Source organism: Vibrio sp. ED004 (assembly GCF_023206395.1).
GTDB lineage: Bacteria > Pseudomonadota > Gammaproteobacteria > Enterobacterales > Vibrionaceae > Vibrio.
Genome location: NZ_CP066150.1, coordinates 1274971 through 1297887 on the forward strand (window position 1 = coordinate 1274971; position 22917 = coordinate 1297887).

General features: G+C 43.5%; 17 protein-coding genes and 2 pseudogenes. 9 read left to right on the top strand and 10 right to left on the bottom strand.

Annotated features, from left to right (window positions below; translation table 11 throughout):
* Nucleotides 1–5 precede the first annotated feature (5 nt).
* Together ITG10_RS23155 and ITG10_RS23160 are read right to left on the bottom strand one after the other, a co-directional pair.
* Nucleotides 6–1829 (bottom strand): HD domain-containing phosphohydrolase, encoded by a 1824-nt coding sequence (locus ITG10_RS23155; protein ID WP_017630391.1) that lies wholly within the window; start codon nt 1827–1829, stop codon nt 6–8.
* Nucleotides 1830–1889: 60 nt separating this feature from the next.
* Nucleotides 1890–2384 (bottom strand): hypothetical protein, encoded by a 495-nt coding sequence (locus ITG10_RS23160; RefSeq protein WP_017630392.1) that lies wholly within the window; start codon nt 2382–2384, stop codon nt 1890–1892.
* Between the two features lie 248 nt (nt 2385–2632).
* Here ITG10_RS23160 and ITG10_RS23165 point away from each other — a divergent pair, with 248 nt between their 5' ends.
* The 4 genes from ITG10_RS23165 (at nt 2633) to ITG10_RS23180 (ending at nt 8716) form a co-directional block, all read left to right on the top strand.
* Entirely contained in the window at nt 2633–3112 is a 480-nt protein-coding gene (locus ITG10_RS23165) for a CreA family protein (RefSeq protein WP_176679732.1), read from the top strand.
* A gap of 129 nt (nt 3113–3241) precedes the next feature.
* A complete protein-coding gene (locus tag ITG10_RS23170) occupies nt 3242–4546 on the top strand; it encodes an inosine/guanosine kinase (protein ID WP_017630393.1) in 1305 nt (434 codons plus the stop codon).
* Nucleotides 4547–4817: 271 nt separating this feature from the next.
* Entirely contained in the window at nt 4818–6566 is a 1749-nt protein-coding gene (locus ITG10_RS23175) for a formate--tetrahydrofolate ligase (RefSeq protein ID WP_017630394.1), read from the top strand.
* Nucleotides 6567–6811: 245 nt separating this feature from the next.
* Nucleotides 6812–8716 (top strand): diguanylate cyclase, encoded by a 1905-nt coding sequence (locus ITG10_RS23180; RefSeq protein WP_017630395.1) that lies wholly within the window; start codon nt 6812–6814, stop codon nt 8714–8716.
* A gap of 74 nt (nt 8717–8790) precedes the next feature.
* Here ITG10_RS23180 and ITG10_RS23185 read toward each other — a convergent pair whose 3' ends face one another.
* On the bottom strand, nt 8791–9396 hold the full coding sequence (locus ITG10_RS23185; RefSeq protein ID WP_017630396.1) for a beta-phosphoglucomutase family hydrolase: 606 nt from the start codon (nt 9394–9396) through the stop codon (nt 8791–8793).
* An 87-nt stretch (nt 9397–9483) separates the two neighbouring features.
* Here ITG10_RS23185 and arfB point away from each other — a divergent pair, with 87 nt between their 5' ends.
* A complete protein-coding gene (gene arfB, locus ITG10_RS23190; protein WP_017630397.1) occupies nt 9484–9894 on the top strand; it encodes an alternative ribosome rescue aminoacyl-tRNA hydrolase ArfB in 411 nt (136 codons plus the stop codon).
* A gap of 69 nt (nt 9895–9963) precedes the next feature.
* Here the strand turns inward: arfB and ITG10_RS23195 are convergent, their stop codons facing one another.
* Nucleotides 9964–10281, bottom strand: a complete 318-nt coding sequence (locus ITG10_RS23195; RefSeq protein WP_017630398.1) for a helix-turn-helix transcriptional regulator — start codon at nt 10279–10281, stop codon at nt 9964–9966.
* A gap of 201 nt (nt 10282–10482) precedes the next feature.
* Here ITG10_RS23195 and ITG10_RS23200 point away from each other — a divergent pair, with 201 nt between their 5' ends.
* Entirely contained in the window at nt 10483–10809 is a 327-nt protein-coding gene (locus ITG10_RS23200; RefSeq protein ID WP_026084194.1) for a hypothetical protein, read from the top strand.
* Between the two features lie 64 nt (nt 10810–10873).
* Here ITG10_RS23200 and ITG10_RS23205 read toward each other — a convergent pair.
* The 4 genes and pseudogenes from ITG10_RS23205 to ITG10_RS23220 all read right to left on the bottom strand — a co-directional run bounded on the left by ITG10_RS23205 (nt 10874) and on the right by ITG10_RS23220 (nt 15733).
* Nucleotides 10874–12083: pseudogene (locus ITG10_RS23205) on the bottom strand (IS256 family transposase).
* A 157-nt stretch (nt 12084–12240) separates the two neighbouring features.
* A pseudogene (locus ITG10_RS23210) lies at nt 12241–13278 on the bottom strand (trypsin-like serine protease).
* 250 nt (nt 13279–13528) lie between these two features.
* The gene (gene gcvT, locus ITG10_RS23215) at nt 13529–14662 is read right to left on the bottom strand and encodes a glycine cleavage system aminomethyltransferase GcvT (RefSeq protein WP_017629410.1); all 1134 of its coding nucleotides are present in this window, start codon (nt 14660–14662) and stop codon (nt 13529–13531) included.
* Between the two features lie 447 nt (nt 14663–15109).
* Entirely contained in the window at nt 15110–15733 is a 624-nt protein-coding gene (locus tag ITG10_RS23220; protein WP_248386931.1) for an XRE family transcriptional regulator, read from the bottom strand.
* A gap of 440 nt (nt 15734–16173) precedes the next feature.
* Between ITG10_RS23220 and ITG10_RS23225 the strand changes: the two genes are divergently transcribed.
* The 3 genes from ITG10_RS23225 (at nt 16174) to gcvP (ending at nt 20867) form a co-directional block, all read left to right on the top strand.
* Nucleotides 16174–17466, top strand: a complete 1293-nt coding sequence (locus tag ITG10_RS23225) for a serine hydroxymethyltransferase (RefSeq protein ID WP_017064653.1) — start codon at nt 16174–16176, stop codon at nt 17464–17466.
* Nucleotides 17467–17517: 51 nt separating this feature from the next.
* A complete protein-coding gene (gene gcvH / locus ITG10_RS23230; RefSeq protein WP_017072176.1) occupies nt 17518–17898 on the top strand; it encodes a glycine cleavage system protein GcvH in 381 nt (126 codons plus the stop codon).
* A gap of 89 nt (nt 17899–17987) precedes the next feature.
* A complete protein-coding gene (gene gcvP / locus ITG10_RS23235; protein WP_017629409.1) occupies nt 17988–20867 on the top strand; it encodes an aminomethyl-transferring glycine dehydrogenase in 2880 nt (959 codons plus the stop codon).
* 338 nt (nt 20868–21205) lie between these two features.
* On the opposite strand, the gene ITG10_RS23240 is transcribed toward gcvP, so the two are convergent.
* Together ITG10_RS23240 and ITG10_RS23245 are read right to left on the bottom strand one after the other, a co-directional pair.
* A complete protein-coding gene (locus ITG10_RS23240) occupies nt 21206–21997 on the bottom strand; it encodes a hypothetical protein (RefSeq protein WP_248386932.1) in 792 nt (263 codons plus the stop codon).
* Nucleotides 21998–22099: 102 nt separating this feature from the next.
* Nucleotides 22100–22570: a hypothetical protein gene (locus ITG10_RS23245; RefSeq protein ID WP_248386933.1), complete on the bottom strand. Its 471-nt coding sequence runs from the start codon at nt 22568–22570 to the stop codon at nt 22100–22102.
* Between the last annotated feature and the right edge of the window lie 347 nt (nt 22571–22917).

A 22917-nucleotide genomic window follows, 5' to 3' on the forward strand; every position in this document is an offset into this window, starting at 1 on the left:
AAAATCTAATTAACAGCCAACTCTTCAATGGCTTTAGGTTCGCTCTTTGTGGTCGTGAGATTCTCTAAGTTTGAAGCCTCAAATGTGCCACTGTCAGGGTAAGTATCGCGGATCGCGACGAATTCAGGTAAGTGTTTTAACAGCAGCTTGGTGAGTTGAGGGTCAAACTGATAACCGCACTCTCGCTCAAACAAGTCGACAACCATCTCTAATGACCATGGCTCTTTGTAGCAACGTGCACTCAATAACGCATCAAACACATCCGCGACCGCAGTAATACGCGCAAACAGGTGAATCTCCTCACCTACTTTGCCATTCGGATAACCAGCGCCATCCCAACGTTCATGGTGTTCATTAGCGATGATTGCAGCAAGGTTAGTAATGTCGCCAGCGCCACTTTTCAATAAGTTGTAACCTGCGGTGGTGTGAAGTTTCATCACCTCCCACTCTTGTTCAGTTAACTTACCAGGCTTATCGAGAATAGATTCCGGCACCGAGATCTTACCCACATCATGCATTGGGCTGATGATCTCTATCATCTCGACTTCGCGGTGGCTCAAACCACTATGTTTGGCCAACAGTGCTGACAGTTTAGCAACGCGCTTAACATGATTCCCTGTCTCTCCTGAGCGTGTTTCAATCGCCTCACCCAGTACATGAATCATGTCTTTTTGAACATTCAGTGTTTGCTTCTGCAGAGCGAGGATGCGCTTGTTCTTCTTCGCCAACTCTTTCTTCTGGCGCAAAGTAACAAACTGCATCAGGATAATCAGGCTTAATCCGGCAATGACCATGGTCAAACCCATCAACAGTTGGAAGTTCTTACGGATGAAAGAAGAAGGCTCATTAACGACAACCGATTCTTCTGGAAGTGTACTCTCACTGATGCCAAATTTTGCCAAAGCTGAGTAGTTGAAGACAAAGCGAATATTGTCCCCCGGAACCAGCGGAGTATCGAAGTTCAGTGGTATGTACTTATCTAACGCATCAACCGCCTCTTCACCCATACTCTGTGAATGATTGACATAACCGCCAAGCACATCACCTAGGATATTAAACTGCCAAAGTGCAAACACAGGTGCTGCACTTGATGCTGATAAAGTTTCGGCGACTTCTTTATAAGAGTGATAAACACCTTGAGTCAACTCAGTGTTGTAGTGACTGAGTAACACGGCATCATCAGATGAGATGGTTTGTAAAAACTGACTCGCTTGCTCAAGCGTTTGATTACTGACTTCGACCAGATTGATCTCTGGAAAGTCCGCCATCACTTTGTACACTTCTTTTCGAATCAGTTGAGACGTGACACTGTAATCATTTACAAAGTATAGGTTCTTGATGTTTGGTCTTAGCTGAGAAATCAGTTCAATATTAATATCGATGTGATCATTTTCGTAAAGCACGGTTGCTCTATCGGTCACGGCATACATGTCGGTACTAATGTCATTGATGCCCGCAGCAACAACGGGTATAGAGCGGTCAATCAATGTGCTCAGCGATTCTAGGAAATTGGCGGCATTATCATCAGTCGCAATTACACCATCAAATTCATAACCAGCGTATTTGGCTTGTAAGTAGTTGGCGAGAGATTCGTAGTATTCAGGGCTATGGATACGCTTGGTATCTAGATACTCGATTGAGAGCTTTACTTCAGATTGAGAGTGTTCGAACGCGCTGTCGATGCCCTTTTGGAAATCCGCGGTCCATTGATAGGAAGGTTCGTAGGAGTGTAAAACTAGGATTTGTTTGATATCCCAGTCGTTAGCATAAATCGCAGGAGAAAAAGCGCTAACACACAATACAGCGATTGAGATCAATAGCTTGTACATACCGAACCCTTTTTAAAAGACGGTGTATTGTACTCAGATTAACGCTTTCTCAAAGAATCTTTAGTTCTCGAACCACACTTTATGGGTAGAAACTTGATCTTGTGCCCAAAAATCATGTAACTGTTTAGCAAAGCCGACAATGTTTTGATCGTCTTGGTTAACAACATCCGATATCAATAGCTCTTCACCCGTTGCTGTCACTACCGCGCTTGCGACGACATCACCGTTTTTTGTACCAACATAAAGCTCATGCTCATCCGATAACATAATCTGGCTTAAGAACTCCAAGATATTCGCCCTTTCAGCTTCATCTTGATAAGCACTTGCTTGGTTTAAAGAGAAAAGTACGGTCAGCTTATGGAAATCAACTTTATGCAGTTCGTCAATTTGAGTGGGAGTTTGGTCTTGCGGAAGAAGTTGGTAAGTCTTTTGGGAAAGTTGTTTTTTATAGATATCTAAACCGAGAAGGCTCTCTTTTGCGGGGTAAGCAATATCGAGCTGGCTAAATAGCCATTGGTTTTTATTATGTGCAATTTCAGGTATTTCGTTATTCATTCTTTTAGTACCTACGGTTAGTATCCCCAAATATCACAGTTATTTGGAAGACATATGGTCGGCTGAGGTGCCGAGCTACAAGCAGAGAGCATACAGAGCATAACCAAGGCCAACAAGTACTTTAAATGCTTCATATTTTTCATTATCCAACAACATCCTTTAAGAACTTAACGAAAAGCTCTACACTCGTATTCATGCTTTCAATATCCTTATAGTAAACAGAACTATATAAATAAAAAGGACTTCTTATGAAAAAAGCCTTAATAGCAGCAGGTATCATCACAATGTTAGCTGGTTGTTCGGACAACGAGGTTGGCGACGTCTCTCTGGGTTTCTTCACAATGAAGGACATCAAAATGTCTTCTCTTGATGACGATAAGATTGCAGGTGTGACTTGTCATATCGCATCCATCGAAGCGAACCTTAGCCTTTCTGATCCAAGCGATAGCTCTATCTCTTGTCGTCAAACTGGTGAAATCACACCAGAAATGATTGCTACGATCGATAAAAGCAAGTCAGGTGAAGTGGTATTCAAGAAATCGAAAAGTATCTTCTTCAAGACAATGAAGGTTCGCCGTATCTATGATGCAGAGAATCAATCACTGCTTTACTTGTCTTACACCACTAAAGAAACAGAAGGCAGCTTCAAACACAGCCTTTCAACTGTTCCACTATGGGGTACAGAGGCTTACGTTGATCCAGCGACGTTAGTTCAGCCAACCGAGTAGTTTCAAACGGATAGTTAGTCGAATCACCTGTACAGACATTGTGCAGGTGATTCAAAATGTAATAAAAATGAAAGAAACAGAAACAAAATGTGATATCATGCGGCAAAATTTTTTCACTGTATTTTTCATATGAAGTTTCCTGGACAGCGTAAATCTAAGCACTACTTTCCAACTCACGCACGTGATCCGTTGGTCAACCAAATTCAACAAACACCTAAGCTTCACCGCGCGACTATTGTCGGTGTGGGTCAAACTATTGTTGATATCGAAGCCCGTGTTGACAGCGCGTTCCTAGAAAAATACGAGCTGAGTAAAGGTCACTCGCTTGTATTGGAAGAAAGTAAAGCAGATGCGTTGTATGAAGAGCTAGTTGAGCGCGGTTTGATCACGCATCAATACCCTGGCGACACTATCGGTAACACACTGCACAACTATTCCGTACTTGCAGACAGCAAATCTGTACTGCTTGGCGTTATGTCTAAGAAAATTGAAGTTGGCTCGTTCGGTTACCGTTACCTTTGCCGCACTTCTTCTCGTATGAACTTAAACCACCTACAAACTGTTGATGGTCCAATTGGTCGTTGTTACACGCTGATCACCGAAGATGGCGAGCGTACGTTTGCGATCAACGAAGGACACATGAACCAACTTCTTCCAGAAAGCATTCCTGAAAAGATTTTCGAGAAAGCATCTGCGTTAGTTGTGTCTTCATACCTAATGCGTGGCAAGCCTGAAGATCCAATGCCCAAAGCAGTACAAAAAGCGATTGAATACGCGAAAGCGCACAATGTGCCTGTTGTACTGACGCTTGGTACTAAGTATGTGATCGAAGGTAACGCTGAATGGTGGCAAGAATACCTGAAAGAAAACGTAACCATCGTTGCGATGAACGAAGACGAAGGTGAAGCACTAACGGGTGAGAAAGATCCATTACTAGCAGCGAACAAAGCGCTTGAGTGGGTTGACCTAGTACTATGTACTGCAGGTCCAATTGGCCTTTACATGGCAGGTTACACAGACGAGTTAGCAAAGCGTGAAACAACGCTGCCACTATTGCCGGGTAACATCCCAGAATTCAACAAGTATGAGTTCAGCCGTGCAATGCGCAAGCAAGACTGTCAAAACCCAGTGAAAGTGTACTCTCACATTGGTCCTTACCTAGGTGGTCCACTTGAGATTAAAAACACCAACGGTGCTGGCGATGGCGCGCTATCTGCGCTATTACACGACATGGCAGCGAACAGCTACCACCACGTGAACGTACCGAACTCAGAGAAGCACGAACACGCTTGTCTAACGTACTCGTCACTGTCTCAAATTTGTAAGTACGCAAACCGCGTAAGCTACGAAGTACTGACTCAGCACTCTCCTCGCCTTTCTCGTGCATTGCCAGAACGCGAAGATAGCTTAGAAGAAACATACTGGGATCGTTAATCTTTTAGACGACGTCTAAGTCGAATTACGAATCCTTGAAGGGCTGCTATATGCAGCCCTTTTTGTATCAAACAACAATGTAATCATAATCGAAGGTAATCGAATCAAATATTTTGCCCGTTTAAGATTTGATCTCGCGCAATGACTCTTTAGATCTGTTATCTTCCAGCACATAATTCGTGTGGTTTGCCTTTACTTGGCAAATTTATGCAGTAGCATCGCCACGCAAACGTTTACGTACCACCTTTCGGTTCTGATATAAGGATCAAATATGCTGTCTGATATTGATATTTGCCGCTCTACTTCCCTTAAAAACATCAGTGAGGTTGCCAAACAAGCTGGCCTGCAACACGACGAACACCAGCCATTAGGCGAATTCAAATCTAAAGTGTCTCTGACGTCACTTGAACGCCTCGCTAACCAGCAAGATGGTAAATTGGTCGTAGTCACGGCGATTACACCCACACCACTCGGTGAAGGCAAAACAGTGACCACCATTGGGCTCGCACAAGGTCTTGCTAAAATTAACCAATCAGCGATGGCGTGTATTCGTCAGCCTTCAATGGGCCCTGTGTTTGGCGTTAAAGGTGGCGCAGCTGGCGGTGGCTACTCTCAAGTCGCTCCTATGGATCAATTGAACCTGCACCTGACTGGTGATATTCATGCAGTAACAGCCGCTCACAACCTTGCGTCTGCAGCGATTGATGCACGTTTGTATCATGAACAACGCGAAGGTTTAGAGGCGTTTGAAGCGCGTTCTGGCTTAAAAGCTTTGGATATTGACCCAAGCAGAATCGTTTGGCGACGTGTACTCGACCACAATGACCGCGCACTACGCATGATCACTGTAGGCAAGAATGAAGCAAACAAAACAATTAATGGTTTTGAGCGCGACGACGGATTTGATATCTCAGCCGCTTCAGAGCTCATGGCAATTCTTGCACTGGCTGACGACTTGCAAGACTTACGCAAACGCATTGGCCGTGTTGTACTCGCCTATAATCATCAAGGCTTGCCACTAACCGCGGATGACTTCGGCGTTGCCGGAGCGATGACCGTCACAATGAAAGACTCTATTGAGCCAACGTTAATGCAAACCCTTGAGGGTGTTCCGACACTTATTCACGCAGGGCCATTTGCGAACATTGCACACGGTAACTCTTCAATTATTGCCGACAAGATTGCCATAAAACTGAGTGATTTTGTGGTGACCGAAGGTGGTTTCGGCTCAGACATGGGTTTCGAGAAAGCGTGTAACATCAAGGTTAAGGCATCCAACAAGAAGCCTGACTGTGCCGTTGTTGTTGCGACGCTACGTGGATTAAAAGCGAACTCAGGTTTGTACGATTTAAGACCGGGTACCCCGCTGCCAGATTCTATCTTTAGTGATGACCAAGATGCACTTATTGCCGGTTTCGAGAACCTCAAATGGCACATCAACAACGTTAAGCAATACCAAGTACCAACCGTCGTTGCTATCAACCGATTCCCACAAGATTCTGACCAAGAACTTGACGCATTAAAACAGATGATCACCGATTTCGATTCAAGCGTGAGCGTTGAAGTCAGTGAAGCGTTTGGTCAAGGTGGCGAAGGCGCGATTAACTTAGCGAATGCAGTAGTAAAAGCTTGCCAAGTTGAAAGTGAATTTAAGCCGTTGTATCAGTCAGAGCAAAGCTTAGAAGAGAAGTTGATGGCGGTCGCTGAAGTCGGTTATGGCGCAGCAAGCATCTCGCTATCACCTCTAGCAAAAAAACAACTCGCTGAATTCAAGCTACATGGTTACTCCAATCTATCCGTGTGTTTAGCAAAAACGCCTTTATCTATCTCAACTGAAGCACATATAAAAGGTGCTCCAACACAGTTTGACGTTCCGGTTAGAGAACTAAAACTTTGTGCAGGTGCAGGTTTTATTTACGCTTTATGCGGCAATGTCATGACCATGCCAGGCTTACCTGATAAACCTGCGTTTATGTCATTAGACATCGATGACAAAGGGAATATCATCGGGTTAAGTTAATGATTACAAGTCTTTAAGTATAATTCATCACTCGCCTACTTATGTCATAACGAAAAATACTGGCATGAGTAGGCATTATTTTGGTAGTGACTCTTAGTTATCCAGATGCTCAATAAGCAAGCTCAATTGCAAAAAGTTGCAGTAAAACCTTAATAATATGCAAATCTTGTTTTAAGTTCTGGGTAAAGATCACATTAAAAACCCTATAAAATATATAGTATTGCGCTGATTCTTTGAGGACAGTGATGAATACGAGTATAAAGAAACTAGTCAGCCAATTTCTGTGCACCATATTTGCTCTAGGATTAGTCCCTGCCCTCTACATCAACTCTGAATTCGACAGAGTTGAAGCTCAGCACACGCTAAATATCAAACAGTCTAGCCAAAACCAAATCGAATATAGTTTTCACGAGCTCGCTGTGATTGTTGAGCAAATCTCAAACTCAGTGCCTTCTATTGCAGATTCGCAAACCTTACTCCGAGCAATCAACGAACCGTCAACCATCCATAAAGAAACACTGCAAGATCTCTGGGTGATGCTCGCTCGAGGCCAAAAGTACTATTCTCAATTACGCTACCTCGATATAAAGGGCAACGAAGTCTTCCGTGTGAACTACAAAGACGGAAAAGCAATCGTAGTCCCAGATAACGAACTACAGAACAAATCTTCTCGTGATTATTACCAAGCGCTACAAGAACTAAAGATTGGTGAGGTGAGCTCTCGCGGCATTGACCTAGAAGTTGAAAACGGAGAAATCGTTCGTCCTTTAATTCCAGCACTTCGCATTATGACGCCCGTCGCCGAAAACAACCGCATCATTGGTTACTTCATCGCAAACCTGAACATGCTTGAGATCTACAAGCGCCTTCACTATCAAATTGGCGCATCGTCTGCTGTCCCGATTATTCTCAACAAGACCGGACACATCATCATGGGGCCGGATCCTACGGAATCTTTCGGGCATGTGATTGAGTCACGTTCAGAGCAGACTTACGCAAAGTTATACCCTGAGCTTTGGACTGCGATTCAAGACAAGACATCTTCGAGCTATTTTGATGGCAAGAACTGGTATTTCCATTCTGATATCAGCCCCAAGATAAAACAGTTCGAAGGCCCTATCTACATGGTTCTTCATATTGAAAATCAACAGTTCAATAGCCAATACCAGCGTGAAAACCACGCGATCTTTGTCCAGATAGTGACCCTGACGATTTTGATTTCGATGATTTCTGCAGGCTTCGTGCTCTGGAATCAAAACCACAAGAAAAACAGTATTGAAAGCCAGTTAGCCAAAGCGGCAATGAACGGCATGTCTGCCCTTGTTATCACTGACAGAAACAACCGTATCATCAAGGTAAACCAAGAATTTACCCGAGTCAGTGGCTACGACCTAGAAGACGTTAAAGGCCGCCAACCTTCGATGTTTGCGTCTGGTCGCTACAATCAAGAGTTCTACATTAAGATGTGGAGCATCATCAAGAAACAAGGCATGTGGGAAGGCGAAGTCGTTAACCGACGTAAAGACGGGTCGTTGATAACGGAAATACTCCGAATCCAAACCATCAAAGACTCAAAAGACGTGATTCAATTTTATGTCGCATCATTTGTCGATATCAGTAAGCATAAGGAACTCGAAAACAAGCTGAGAAACCTCAGTGAGAAAGACGCATTAGCCGGCTGTTGGAACCGTCGGAAGTTCGATCTTGAACTGCGCGACGAATGTTCTCGTGTAAACCGTTACCCTACCCGCGAACAGTCTTGTTTGGCTATCTTAGATATCGACCACTTTAAGCGTATTAACGACAGATTTGGTCACGACTATGGTGATCGCGTTATTCAAACCGTCGCGCAGGTATTGCAACGTGAATGCCGAGAAACCGATTTTGTGGCTCGTATTGGTGGTGAAGAGTTTGGCGTCGTTTTGCCACACACCACAACAGAAGAAGCAGAATACGTACTTAACAGACTTCGAATTGCCGTTAGCCTTGAATTAGACAACATCGTTACCGTCAGTGCTGGTATCACTAACCTGACGAGCGATCCTGCCCTTAACTACAAATGTGCCGATCTCGCGCTGTACGAAGCGAAAGCCGCTGGCCGTGACAGCGTGTGCCTGTTCCTAGACAGTGAAATGAGCGAAATCGCCTAGCTCAAATGTGAAAACTAGGCGAATGTGACTACTAGACGAGACGATCACTAGGCGAACATTACTCAGATGTCCAATCAGTTAGGTGCCGGATGGAACTCTAACTTATTCCCCTCAACCACTAGAATACAATCCATATTTGCCCCATGAGCAGCCTGCTTACCTAAGTTGGTGTCTTCAAACACAACACACTGCTTGGGTTGTAAACCCATACCGAAACACGCGTCTAGGAAAGTATCAGGGTTTGGCTTGTGATTCTTCACATCGGTCGCTGTCACTAAGATATCAAGCTTGTTTAGAATGTCTGTTTTATCTAATAATTGCTCTGCGCTTTTACGTTGACTACCTGTCCCGACTGCGATCTTCTTATTTCCGAGGTGTTCTAACAACAAAAAATGCGTACAAGGGATAACGTCACCTTTGTCTTCAATGGCTGCAAACGATGCCATCTTGAATGTAGAAACCGCTTGTGGGTCGAGCGACAAACCGTATTTGCTGTTCACTTCACCCGCTATCTTATAACTTGGCATTCCACCTAAACTGTGTAACCAAGACGCTTCAAAGTGAAAGCCAAACTCTTCTGCTGTTTGCTGCCATGCTTTCACATGAGCAGGCATGGTATCGATCAACGTACCGTCCATATCAAAGATTAATCCTTCATACGCCGTTAAATCTATTTTCATCACTACTACCACTCTTTAAGAAAGTTACTGATACCATAACCAATATTCAGTATCATGACCCCATATTACCGTTCAAAATGGATGTTTATGTTACAAATATCTAACTCTGTTTCGATTCAGGACTGGGAACTTCAGTTAACTGCGATCAGAGCACAAGGAGCAGGCGGTCAAAACGTCAATAAAGTATCAAGCGCGATACATTTACGTTTTGATATCAAGCACTCCACCCTACCTGATTTCTATAAAGAGAAGCTCCTCGCACACAAAGATAGCCGCATCACTAAAGACGGTGTGATTATCATTAAGGCGCAACAATATAGAACTCAGGAACAAAACCGAGATGACGCTTTAGTGCGTTTGAAAGAATTGATCTTGGAAGCGACAAAGGTTCAAAAAGTAAGAAGAGCAACAAAACCAACACGTGGCTCTCAGAAAAGACGTTTAGAAAGTAAAAAACAAAGAAGTACTACCAAACAACTACGTGGAAGAGTGAACTGATTGTTTCATGTCCCCCAGTGAGCGCATCACCCATGAAACAACCGTTCTAACTCTGTTATCAGAAACAGACTACTTCTGTTTTTTGACCGATAAGATCAGTTTAATCAACAACATTCTCTCTTCGCTGGTCAGTAAGCGACTGACCGCTGCTACATCTTCTGCAGTCGCTTGCGATGCTCCCACAATATCAAGCACGACATCCAAATCAGTCACTTTTAGAGTTCTTGTGATCGAACGGTACTGAGACATTTTGATGTCCGCTTCTCCACGTTCAATACGCTGGTAAGTCTTTAAGCTCATTCCTGCACTTGAGGCTAGTTTTTCTTGCGACAAATTAGCTTGCTTTCTGCGCTCAATCAGCGCCATGACTATGGGCTCTTGTGACATTAGCTTTTCCTCATTAGACAGTTATGACCTAATTTTAGCAAGAAGCAGACCATATTGACTCGCAATGGTTTACATACGCCATCAAAGGCATATTATCCAATTATTAAAAAACGTTACGTATCATAAACTTTCACACTTTGATCGGTCGTGGACGTAAAGGCTAGCAAACTTGAAGACTCAAGTGTTGGGAAATAATAAAAATTGCATATTGCGAATAAGAAAGACGTCAAATTGGAAATTGCGAATCGCTATACATTGGCGTTTCCTTGCATTAGTCACGCATTAGAATCAGACAATCCCCGCCCAGAAATTATTGCAATACAACATAAGCTACTTACGTACAAAGAGGTGTTGCTACACGGGAACATGTTGGAAGGTAAGGAATTAAAACAGGCTTTTTCTGCATTGAACGAAAATGAAAAAGGTGTAGCGCAAGGTGGTATTGAAAGCGTCAATGCTGCGATAAAAGAGATGGATGAGATTCTAGAAAGATACAGCCGTAAAGCGGTTATCGAGCTGAGTAACTAGTTCGCCAAGCAACTAGCCAACTGTAAACCTAGACCCTGTAAATAATTCTGTGTAACTGTCGGGGTTACATATATTCAGTTAATCGGTCTTCGAACATAATCATAAAGCGGTTCAGGGCTTGTCGCCAGTTTCTAATTGGCATCGTCCATCTTTTGGAGGCATCCTGGATCGCTAAGAAGATCACCTTCCTTGCCGATTCATCTGTCGGGAACAGCTTACGCTTTTTAATCGCTTTTCTGATAACACTATTAAGTGATTCTATGGCATTAGTCGTATAAATTGCTCGCCTAATATCTTCTGGGTAGTTGAAGAGCGTGTTCAGGTTATTCCAATGTGCTGTCCAAGAGCGGCTGATCTGAGGGTATTTGCCATCCCATTTATCTGAGAACTGCTCTAGCGCTAGCAAGGCTTCATCTTCTGTCTTCGACTGATAGATCTTCTTAAGATCGGCAGCCACAGCTTTATAATCTTTCCAAGGTACATACCTAACTGAGTTTCTCACCATATGGACGATACAGAGCTGGATCTGAGTATTTGGGAATGCGGCATTAATGGCATCAGGAAAGCCCTTCAGACCATCGACACAAGCAATGAGAATGTCTTTTACTCCGCGGTTTTGTAGCTCTGTTAGCACAGCAAGCCAGAAACTTAGCACCTTCCGTCTCTGACAACCACATGCCAAGCAGCTCTTTTTGACCCTCCATGTTCACGCCTAGCGCAAGATAAACAGCTTTGTTGATGACTTGTTTATCTTGCCTGATTTTAACGACAATGCAGTCGAGATAAACGATTGGGTAGACTTCATCTAATGGGCGAGATTGCCATTCAACAACCTGCTCTAGAACAGAGTCCGTCACCTTAGATATAAGGGTTGGTGAGACATCCGCATCGTACATTTCCTTGAATGTGGCTACGATTTCTCGGGTCGTCATGCCTTTAGCATAGAGGCTTAAGATTTTGTCATCCATCGACTGGAAACGAGTTTGGTGCTTGCGAACCAGCTTTGGTTCAAAGCTTGACTCACGGTCACGAGGAACGTCTATCGGCACTTCACCATCATCAGTGATAATAGACTTGCTGGTATACCCATTACGTGAGTTGGAGCTGGGTTTTGGGGAGTGTTTTTCGTAGCCAAGGTGCTCATCAAGCTCAACATTCAATGCTGTCTCAACAGTCACCTTGGTTAACATTTTTCGGAAGTCATCAAGATCAGATTCTGTCTTAATTGATTTAGCTGCTTCACGAGCAAAAGCTTCAAGTGCTTTCTTATCCATACTATCCATCCTTAGCCTTTAAGGCTTAAGTCTAGACAGTTACACAGAATTTAGGACAGTCTCTAAACCTACAAACCTGCAAACCTGCAAACCTGCAAAAGTAAAAAGTCGACGCTATCGTTAGATAAAGCGTCGACTTGTTCAAAACATTGAAGATCTAACGTTTAACTGCTTTTCTAACGCCAGCAATCAACATCAGCATACCTAGCAAACCAAATGAAACACTACCGCCACTGCTACCAGAGCCAGTTGACGCACTTGTACCAGCAACAGCAACTCGTTTTGCCTCTGTCGCGGTAAACTGGACAGTTTCCGTGCTATCAATTGCCCCGTTAGTTACATCCGTAATCCAATCTTTATAATCATATATCTCTGTAAATACAGATGTTACGCCGATACCAGCACCGCAAGTAGTCGGCCCAAAACTCGTTATACCGACCTGTTCATATGTAGAACCATTTTTCCAAAACACCGGACCACCATATAGACCGTCATCCGGTCCATCACCATTAAAACAAATTTGTTTTTCTGTGACTAAGGGACCGAAGACAGCTTTACAGTTAAGAGTGTCAACGTATGTGAGATCAACTTGTTGGAGCAAAGTTGTACCATCTACATCCGTCTTTATGTCGCCATGACCAACTGCTACGAAATCATTCGCAGCATCAAGGTACGTATCAAACGGAGGAATAACAGTTTCAGCAGAAGATTGAAGGTTGAGAGACGCTTCTAACTTTAAAATCGCAATGTCATTTCTTAATAGCTGATTGATACTATTTGAATAATCAGTTCGATAATACACCTCAGATACTCGTACTTTCTGGATGCTACCGTTAGGGAATAGAGAAGTATCTTCCAATTGGGGAACAACTACCGTGAAAAGTTGAGCATCCTGATCATCATAGATGCAGTGTGCAGCGGTCAGTACATGATAGTTATCTAAAATTGTCGCACCACAATATGGGCCTGTTGAGTAGACGCCATCATATTCAATTCTATCGATGAACAAGCTCGCCATCGAAGGAAAATCAGTTACTGAGGCGTTGCTACCATTTACGATATAAGGTGTTACACCTACGTCAGGAGTACTTTCAACCGTATTTTCCGTCGCCATAACACTTGATGTTTAAATCAATGGCGCTAAAAGCCCTAAAACGGCTTTACGAACTGGGCTCGTTGTGTGGTTCACATTCATAGTTAACTCCTTGTAACTCCTACCACTTATACATAGAAATGATGAATGGCCACCATAGCACGCTAGTATCATTAGTATATTAAGTATTTACAACGAAACGGTCACATATCTCACTATTTAAGCTGTACTAAAAACCAAGTAGATTAATTTAGATACATCCCAAAAACAAAAAAGCCTACTGTTGATCCCCTCGATATAGAGAGGCCGACAATAGGCTTTCGTTATACTTGGTGTTTTCTCTTAAAAGAGATTAGCCACGGTAGTAACGTTGAGGTACGAATGGCATTTTTTCTACTGTCATTGGTAGCTTCTTACCACGAACTTCAGCGAATACTTCAGTGCCGATAGCCGCTAGGTCAGTACGAACGTAAGCCATTGATACTGGCTTACCAGCGTTAGGGCCAGCCGTGCCGCTTGTTACTACGCCAATCTTATTACCTTCAGCGTCAAACAACTCAGCGCCTTCGCGCACTGGAGCTTTAGTTTGGCCCACGAGACCAACACGCTTGCGTTGAACGTCTTTCGTTGCGATTTGCTCAAGGATGATATCAGCGCCAGGGAAGCCACCTGCACGTTCACCGTCAGTACGACGAACTTTTTGAATGCCCCATAGAAGGCTAGCTTCTACTGGAGTCGTTGTTGTATCTAAGTCGTGACCGTATAGACATAGGCCACACTCAAGACGAAGTGAATCACGTGCGCCAAGGCCAATCCACTCAACTTCCGCTTCTGCAGTTAGCTTACGCGCTAGTGCTTCAGCGTGATCGTTCGGTACAGAGATCTCGTAGCCGTCTTCACCCGTGTAACCACTGCGGCTCACGATGCATTCAACACCATCGATATCCACTTTTTGAACGTCCATGAACAGCATGTCTGCAACGCTTGGTTGGAAACGAGCTAGAACTTCAGATGCTTTAGGACCTTGAAGTGCTAATAGAGCGCGGTCATCAATCACTTCCATTTCTACGTCTGCAGGAAGGTGTGCCGTTAGGTGATCGATATCTTGTGTCTTACAAGCTGCATTCACAACAACAAACAGGTGATCACCTAGGTTAGCAACCATCAAGTCATCCATGATACCGCCCTGTTCGTTAGTAAAGAACGCATAGCGCTGCTTACCAGAAGGAAGGTCGATAATATCTACAGGAACCAAAGATTCTAGGACAGCTGCTGCATTTGCACCATGTAGACGAAGTTGCCCCATGTGAGAAACATCAAAAAGACCGGCAGCATCACGAGTGTGTAAGTGCTCTTTCTTTACACCTAGTGGGTACTGAACTGGCATGTCGTAGCCAGCGAAAGGAACCATCTTTGCGCCTTCTTCAACGTGAAGTGCGTGCAGTGGTGTTTTTAGTAGGTCTTGATTAGCGTGTTCTTGAGTCATTTTATTCTCCATGAAGCGTTGCAGGCTTTCCAAATCGAATCTGCCGCTTATATCTCTATTTAGAGTCGCTTCTAACGCTAGGTCTCAGCATTAGAAACAGTAGATAGTAAAAAGTGATGTCTTTTATATAGGCTTATATAGTTAGCGTTATAAAAATTGATAGCTGTACAAAAGCTCTACAACTCACTTTTTAAGAATTCACTTCAGTAAACTTCAATCAACATGAGTAAACCGTGTTCACTATAGTAAACAAGCCTGAGTCAGTTTTACACCCTTAACAAGATTAAAACAGCTCAAAATGTGACATTTAACAATTTAAAAACAATTATTCGATGCATACAAAAACGCGATATTGATGATTTTCACATCAATATCGCGTCATTTGGCAAACGTTAGAAACAAAAGCAAACGTTTGCATCCACTATAAGAAATTCTAACTTTGTTAACTTATTTTGCAGTCACCCACAAAATCAGCGCATCTTCTGAACTAGTAGAAATCAACATGTGGCCCATATTGGCGTCGTAATACATGCTGTCGCCTTCACTCATTGGTACTGGTTCGTAGAATTCTGAGTAGAACATCACATCACCGGAGATAATCATTAAGAACTCTTCACCATCGTGACGGACCCAATCATTATATTCTTCAAAAGTACGCGCTCTTACGCGACTTTTGAATGGCATCATCTTCTTATTAGAAAGCTCAGTCGCAAGCAGTTCATGCTCATAAGTAGGTGTCGGGTGAGGTTTACCCTGGCCTGCCTTAGTTAAGTCACGACGTCCTGTTGCGACTTTTTTCCTTGGCGGCTCAAAGAGTTGCGGCATATCAATTTGCAAGCCCATCGCTAATTTCTGCATAGCTTGAAAGGTTGGCGAGATTTGCTCATTCTCGATTTTGCTGAGCGTAGAACGCGCCAAGCCCGTTCTTTGGCTTGCTTCTTCTAGCGTGATCCCAAGCTTGCCGCGGATATCTTTAATACGCTGGCCAAGCTTAAGTGGTTCTATATTCTGATCTAACGTTTCTTTCGCCAACGTTAAAGATGGGTACTCATCATAAATGTCTTCTGACATAGGTCCCTCATTATTTTCTTACTTCCTGTCTATTCATTTCATTGTTGCATGAAGCGCTTTGTTGATTAAAGAGCACACACAGAAATAAAGCGTGCTCCCTGTAGCAAAACGAGAAAAGTTGTTTCCTATTGGAAATTTTTGTTGAAAATTGATTTTATCGGAGCTATGTTATCGACTTGTTAGATGAAGAGATGCTACTTCAGCTTGTACCAGATGATAGTTTTAACATTTGTAAGAGCTGTTTTTTACCCGAACTTTTGGGAACCAATTCGTGCTGCATTGACCCTACAACGATCGCTTAGACGCTGTAAGAGTACATTTAAAACGCAATTTACGTTTATCTGTACCTATATAGCGCAAACGATACCGATGCAGAAATCAACGTAAGACCTAATGGACTATAAAAACAATCACCATTAGCTTAATGAAAGGTCTCGACAATGAACGCTTACCAAAACCATAGCTTAGACAGTTTTTTCTCTACGAACTTATCTGCGACTGACGACGCAGTATTTGCTGGAATCCAAGCAGAGAACACTCGTCAAAACGAACAAATCGAACTTATTGCTTCTGAGAACATCGTTTCTAAAGCAGTAATGCAAGCTCAAGGCACTTGCCTAACCAACAAATACGCAGAAGGCTACCCAGGCCGTCGTTACTACGGTGGTTGTGAGCATGTAGATACAGTAGAAGCTATTGCAATCGAACGCGCTAAGCAGCTGTTCAAATGTGAATACGTAAACGTACAGCCTCACTCTGGCGCTCAAGCAAACGGAGCAGTTAAACTTGCCCTACTTCAACCTGGCGACACTATCCTAGGTATGTCTCTTGACGCTGGTGGTCACCTTACACACGGTGCACGTCCTGCAATGTCTGGTAAATGGTTCAACGCAGTTCAATACGGCGTAGACCGCGACACTCTTGAAATCGATTACGAAGCAGTTCGCGCTTTAGCGATCGAAAGCCAACCTAAAATGATTATTGCTGGTGGTAGTGCTATCCCACGCGTTATTGATTTCGCTAAGTTCCGTGAAATCGCTGACGAAGTTGGCGCTATCCTAATGGTTGATATGGCACACATCGCGGGTCTTATCGCGACAGGTGCTCACCCTAGCCCACTACCACACGCACACGTTGTTACTACAACAACGCACAAAACACTTCGTGGCCCACGCGGCGGTATGATTCTGACGAACCACGAAGACATCAACAAAAAGATCAACTCTGCAGTGTTCCCTGGCCTACAAGGCGGTCCATTAATGCACGTTATCGCGGCTAAAGCAGTGGCGTTTGGCGAAGCACTTGGCCCAGAATTTAATACTTATATTGATTCAGTGATCGACAACGCAAAAGTTCTTGCTGAAGTGTTGCAAACTCGCGGTTGTGACATTGTGACTGGCGGAACAGACACGCACCTAATGCTGGTTGACCTTCGTCCTAAGGGCTTGAAAGGTAACGTAACTGAAGAAGCATTAGAGCGTGCAGGGATCACATGTAACAAAAATGGTATACCATTCGATTCAGAGAAGCCTATGATTACTTCTGGCATTCGTTTAGGTACGCCAGCTGGAACCAGTCGTGGTTTTGGCACTGAAGAATTCAAACTTATCGGTGAATGGATCGGCGATGTACTTGATGGCTTAGTTGAAAGCCCTGAAGGCAACGCTGAAGTTGAGCAACGTGTTCGCAAGCAAGTTAAAGAGCTTTGCAAGCGCTTCCCTCTTTACCGTTAGACCGTTTTTAAGATTTAAATTAAAACCTCATAAATTTTTGGAGAATAAGCAATGGACAATACACTAAAGTTTGCAGACAGCCACGAGTGGGTAAAAGACAACGGTGACGGTACTGTAACTATCGGTATTTCTGAGCACGCTCAAGAGATGCTAGGTGACGTTGTGTTTGTTGACCTGCCTGACACTGACGACGAAATCGAAGCTGGCGAAAGCTTCTCTCTCGTTGAGTCAGTGAAAGCTGCTTCTGATATCTACGCACCAATCTCTGGCGAAATCGTAGAAATCAACGAAGAATTAGAAGATAGCCCAGAGCTAATCAACGAAGAACCTTATGAAGGTGGCTGGATTGTTAAAGTGAAGATGTCTGATGCGTCTGAACTAGACAACCTTAAAGATGCGGAAGAATACCTAAGCTCTATCGAAGAAGACTAATAGGTAACCTCATTACGATAAAGCTGCTCTTTTGAGCAGCTTAATTTTAGGGGCTAGCTCACGGCTCCAGAGAGAAAGTAGAACATATCATGACTGAATTACTTCAAAGCCAATTACTGAAAGACCTGGGTACTCAAAACGAGTTTGTTGCTCGTCATAACGGCCCTAATAAAGCAGACCAGCAAAAAATGCTTGAAGCGATCAACGCGACTAGCCTAGACGCACTGATCGACGAAACGGTTCCTGCACAAATCCGTCTTGAAAAACCAATGACACTTGCTGCGCCACTGAGCGAAATGGACATGCTGACCTCTCTTAAAGAGATCGCTAACCTAAACCAAGTGAAACGTACTTTCATTGGCCAAGGCTACTACAACACATTCACTCCAAACGTTATTCTACGTAACGTTTTAGAGAACCCAGGCTGGTACACAGCTTACACACCATACCAACCAGAGATTTCTCAAGGTCGTCTTGAAGCTCTACTAAATTACCAACAAATGGTAATGGACCTAACAGGTATGGAAATCGCAAACGCATCACTTCTTGATGAAGCGACAGCGGCTGGCGAAGCGATGACACTGTGTAAACGTGCTGGTAAAAGCAAGAGCAAAGTATTCTTCGTTGCTGACGATGTTCACCCTCAAACACTAGAAGTTGTTAAAACTCGTGCTGAGTACATCGGTTTTGAAGTAATGGTTGGCGCTCTTGAAACACTTCCAGAGCAAGACGTATTTGGTGCGTTAGTTCAATACCCTGGTACAACAGGTGAAGTTCGTGACCTAACAGACATCATTGCGAAAGCTCAAGCAAACAAAACTCTAGTAACGGTTGCCACTGACCTACTTGCTTCTGCTCTACTTAAGCCAGCTGGGGAAATGGGCGCAGACGTAGTAATCGGCTCAGCACAACGCTTTGGTGTTCCTATGGGTTACGGCGGTCCACACGCTGCATTCATGGGTACTCGTGAAAAGCATAAGCGTACAATGCCAGGTCGTGTCATCGGTGTTTCTATCGATACTCACGGTAACCAAGCGCTACGTATGGCAATGCAAACTCGTGAGCAACATATCCGCCGCGAGAAAGCGACATCGAACATCTGTACAGCTCAAGCACTTCTAGCAAACATGGCGTCTTTCTACGCGGTTTACCACGGTGCAGAAGGCCTACGTACTATTGCTCGTCGTACGCACCATATGACAGCTATCCTAGCAGCTGGCCTGACGAAAGCGGGTTACGAGCTAACGAACAACAGCTTCTTCGATACCATCACGATCAACTCTGAAGAGAAGACAGATGCACTGTACGCGAAAGCGCAAGCAGCAGACATCAACCTTCGCCTTCTTAAAGGTAAGATCGGTATCAGCTTAGATGAAACAACCACAATCGACGACGTGAACGCATTGTTCGCTATCTTCGACGTGAAAGAAGACGTTCAAGCACTTTCTTCTGACATTGCATCAAACGAGTTTGCAGCAATTCCAGAAAACTGCCGTCGTGAATCAGAGTTTCTAACTCACCCAGTATTCAACACGCACCACAGCGAAACGCAAATGATGCGTTACCTAAAACAGCTTGAGAACAAAGACTTCTCACTAACGCACGGCATGATCCCACTGGGCAGCTGTACAATGAAGCTGAACGCTGCTGCTGAGATGATTCCAGTAACATGGCCTGAGTTTGGTTCAATTCACCCATTCGCACCTCTTGATCAAGCGGCTGGTTACACAGCACTAGCGAAAGATCTTAAAGAGAAGCTATGTGAAATCACCGGTTACGACGATTTCTCACTGCAGCCTAACTCTGGTGCATCTGGCGAATACGCAGGTCTAATCGCGATTCAACGTTACCACGCAAGCCGCGGTGAAGCTCATCGTAACGTTTGCCTGATTCCAAGCTCTGCGCACGGTACTAACCCTGCAACAGCATCGATGGTTTCAATGAAGGTAGTGGTTGTTAAGTGTGATGAAGATGGCAACATCGACATGACAGACCTAGCAGCGAAAATCGAGAAGCACAAAGAAAACCTATCAAGCATCATGATCACTTACCCTTCTACGCACGGCGTATATGAAGAGCAAGTGAAAGAAGTGTGTGAACAAGTACACGCAGCGGGCGGTCAGGTTTACCTAGACGGCGCGAACATGAACGCTCAAGTAGGTCTAACTTCACCTGGCTTCATCGGTTCAGACGTATCTCACTTGAACCTACACAAAACATTCTGTATCCCACACGGTGGTGGCGGTCCGGGTATGGGTCCTATCGGTGTTAAATCGCACCTAGCACCTTTCCTACCAGGTCACATCGAAAACGGTGTACAAGGTTCTGACTACGCGGTATCAGCTGCAGATCTGGGTAGTGCTTCAATCCTACCTATCTCTTGGGCTTACATCGCAATGATGGGCGAACCTGGCCTAACAGACGCAACGAAAGTGGCGATTCTGAACGCGAACTACGTGATGGAGAAACTACGTCCTCACTACCCTGTTCTTTACCGTGGCACTAACGGCCGCGTAGCACACGAATGTATTATCGATATTCGTCCGCTTAAAGAAGACACAGGTATCAGCGAAGAAGATATTGCTAAGCGTTTAATGGACTTCGGTTTCCACGCGCCTACTATGTCTTTCCCAGTAGCTGGCACACTAATGGTTGAGCCAACTGAATCAGAAGATTTAGAAGAGCTAGACCGTTTCTGTGAAGCGATGATCGCAATCCGTCACGAAATGGCAGCTGTGAAAGCGGGTGAATGGCCACTAGATAACAACCCTCTAGTGAACGCTCCGCACACACAAGTTGACCTTTCAGGCGCAGAATGGGATCGCCCTTACTCTCGCGAACTGGCTTGCTTCCCATCGAAAGCAACCAAGAACTCGAAGTACTGGCCAACTGTTAACCGTGTAGACAACGTATACGGCGACCGTAACCTAATCTGTTCTTGCCCAAGCATCGATAACTACGAAGACTAATTCGTAGCGGTGCTAAACAGCAAAACATAACAAAAGCGAACCACTTGGTTCGCTTTTTTGTTGTCTGAAATTCGAGGTAAACAAAAGCATTGACCTTACCGTAAGGGAAAGGTTTATGGTGATATGACATTCACGACAAACTAGGAATTAATTATGGGATGTTGTAACAAAGCGCCAAAAGGTGGTGCCCCTCTTGGCCGGCTTCTAAAAGTAACGCTTGGGATTGGGCTTTTTGTGTTTCTGCTGGCTTTATGGCAGTAGAAGGCTTGTACAGCGTTAGGTTTGAAGTTGCGAATAGATGAATAGCGCCAAATTGATATTGGCGCCATAGTCGTTTGTTAGGAGGATTTGACTAGCTCTTTGGGCTCAACGCTTTCTTTTAAGACATTTACGACGTTTTTAGCGACTTCAATCAGCTCTTTCAAAACCTCTAAAGCTGGTTTGGAGAAATCAAGATCGTTAAGAATGATGTCTACGGGCACATTTAACTCTTTCTCTATTATGTTAGAAGCAGGTATTCTTGCTTTTCGTCGTTGAGTCCAAGTCATAGGCTTGATATGCCAAACTACATCACGATGACAGTTACCAATTCCAACACCCATCAAACCCGAGGGAAAATCAGGAACTTGCTGTTGCAACATGGCGCTAGTTATTTTTGTAAAATTACCGGTTGGTATTAGAAGTTTATGCTTATCCATTACATCCAGATCATGAATAGCACAAAGTAATTTATTCCCATTTTCTCGATATGGTTTTAAGGCTGCTAGATCCTTTGCAAAGGACTCAGAAACCCTTTTCGGCAATCCAGGAAGAATAGACTTCTGCAATGCATCTTCATTAGATGTTATTGGGAACTGGATACTCTTCTTTTCACCTTCAGACTTTGCAAAATCAGATGTACAGTTCCAATATGTATGATCAATTGCAGCTCTAAGATTATGAATTATGTCTCCAATAATTATTGCAGCATCGTTAACCACCACTATATCTCTTTTTGCAAATGTTGCTCGTTGACCCGTTTTACAATTGGTTTCTAAAAAATATCGAAAAGGTTTCTTCTTCACAAATAGAACAGAGAGTTCACTATAATGTTTCTCTGCTCTTTGAATTTTTAATAATGCACTATCCATATATCCTCCTAGCGCCTCATTAAGTGGAAATTAATGGTTGGCTATAATCGCGAAGCGATGGCCAACTGTTAATTTTCCATTTAAATGACTTGTTAACTGTACTTACCACCAGGTACTTGTTGAATGCTTGAATTCAAAAATTTTTATTTCTGGATCTTTCTCATATTGCAATACCCACTTATCTGTCATCTTCCAACCAGAACACTTTTTTCTCATAGGATGTAAACTTAATAAATGCTCCATCGAGGTAATAAATACTTTTATCGTATCTAGTTCATCAATTACGATTGCAAAATATGGAATACAACCAAAAGCGGTGCAAGCAGCCTCTACTTTAGGAAAATGATCATTCCCAATGCTTAGATACTGTTTTTCTTTCCCTGTATTTCTTGAACGAGATTTTACAGAGATCCCCATTAATTCATTATTATTTGGGTTTCTAGCAATAATATCGATACCAGTATGATCGACAATTGTACTTTCAAAACCATATTTAGATAACCAGTAAAGAACAAGATTCTCTGTAAAATCACCTGTTATCTTCGAATGCCTAGAGCTTTTAGTAACTTTCATATTTACCTGTACAGTTAACAGCTATTAGACCGAAAAGTTCTGCATTTAAATACAGAATCTTTCTATCTAGTTTTTTATGCCATAAATTGTACTAGCCTTTGTCTTTCCATAACAATCACTTATACCGTCATCTTAGTGATAAGCGTGGCAAATATTGAATTTACCTGTCTAGTATGATTCTCAATAAATCAATTACTTACGTACGTTAGAGTTGTATTTTAGCAATCAGAACCCTTCCCTATGTCAGAGCTAATTTAACTCTATAAATCCAAAGCTTGACCCTATACGGTTAGGTGTTTATATTGTCGCCCGCCCAACGGGGCACATCCTAAAATGCACACCGGCCA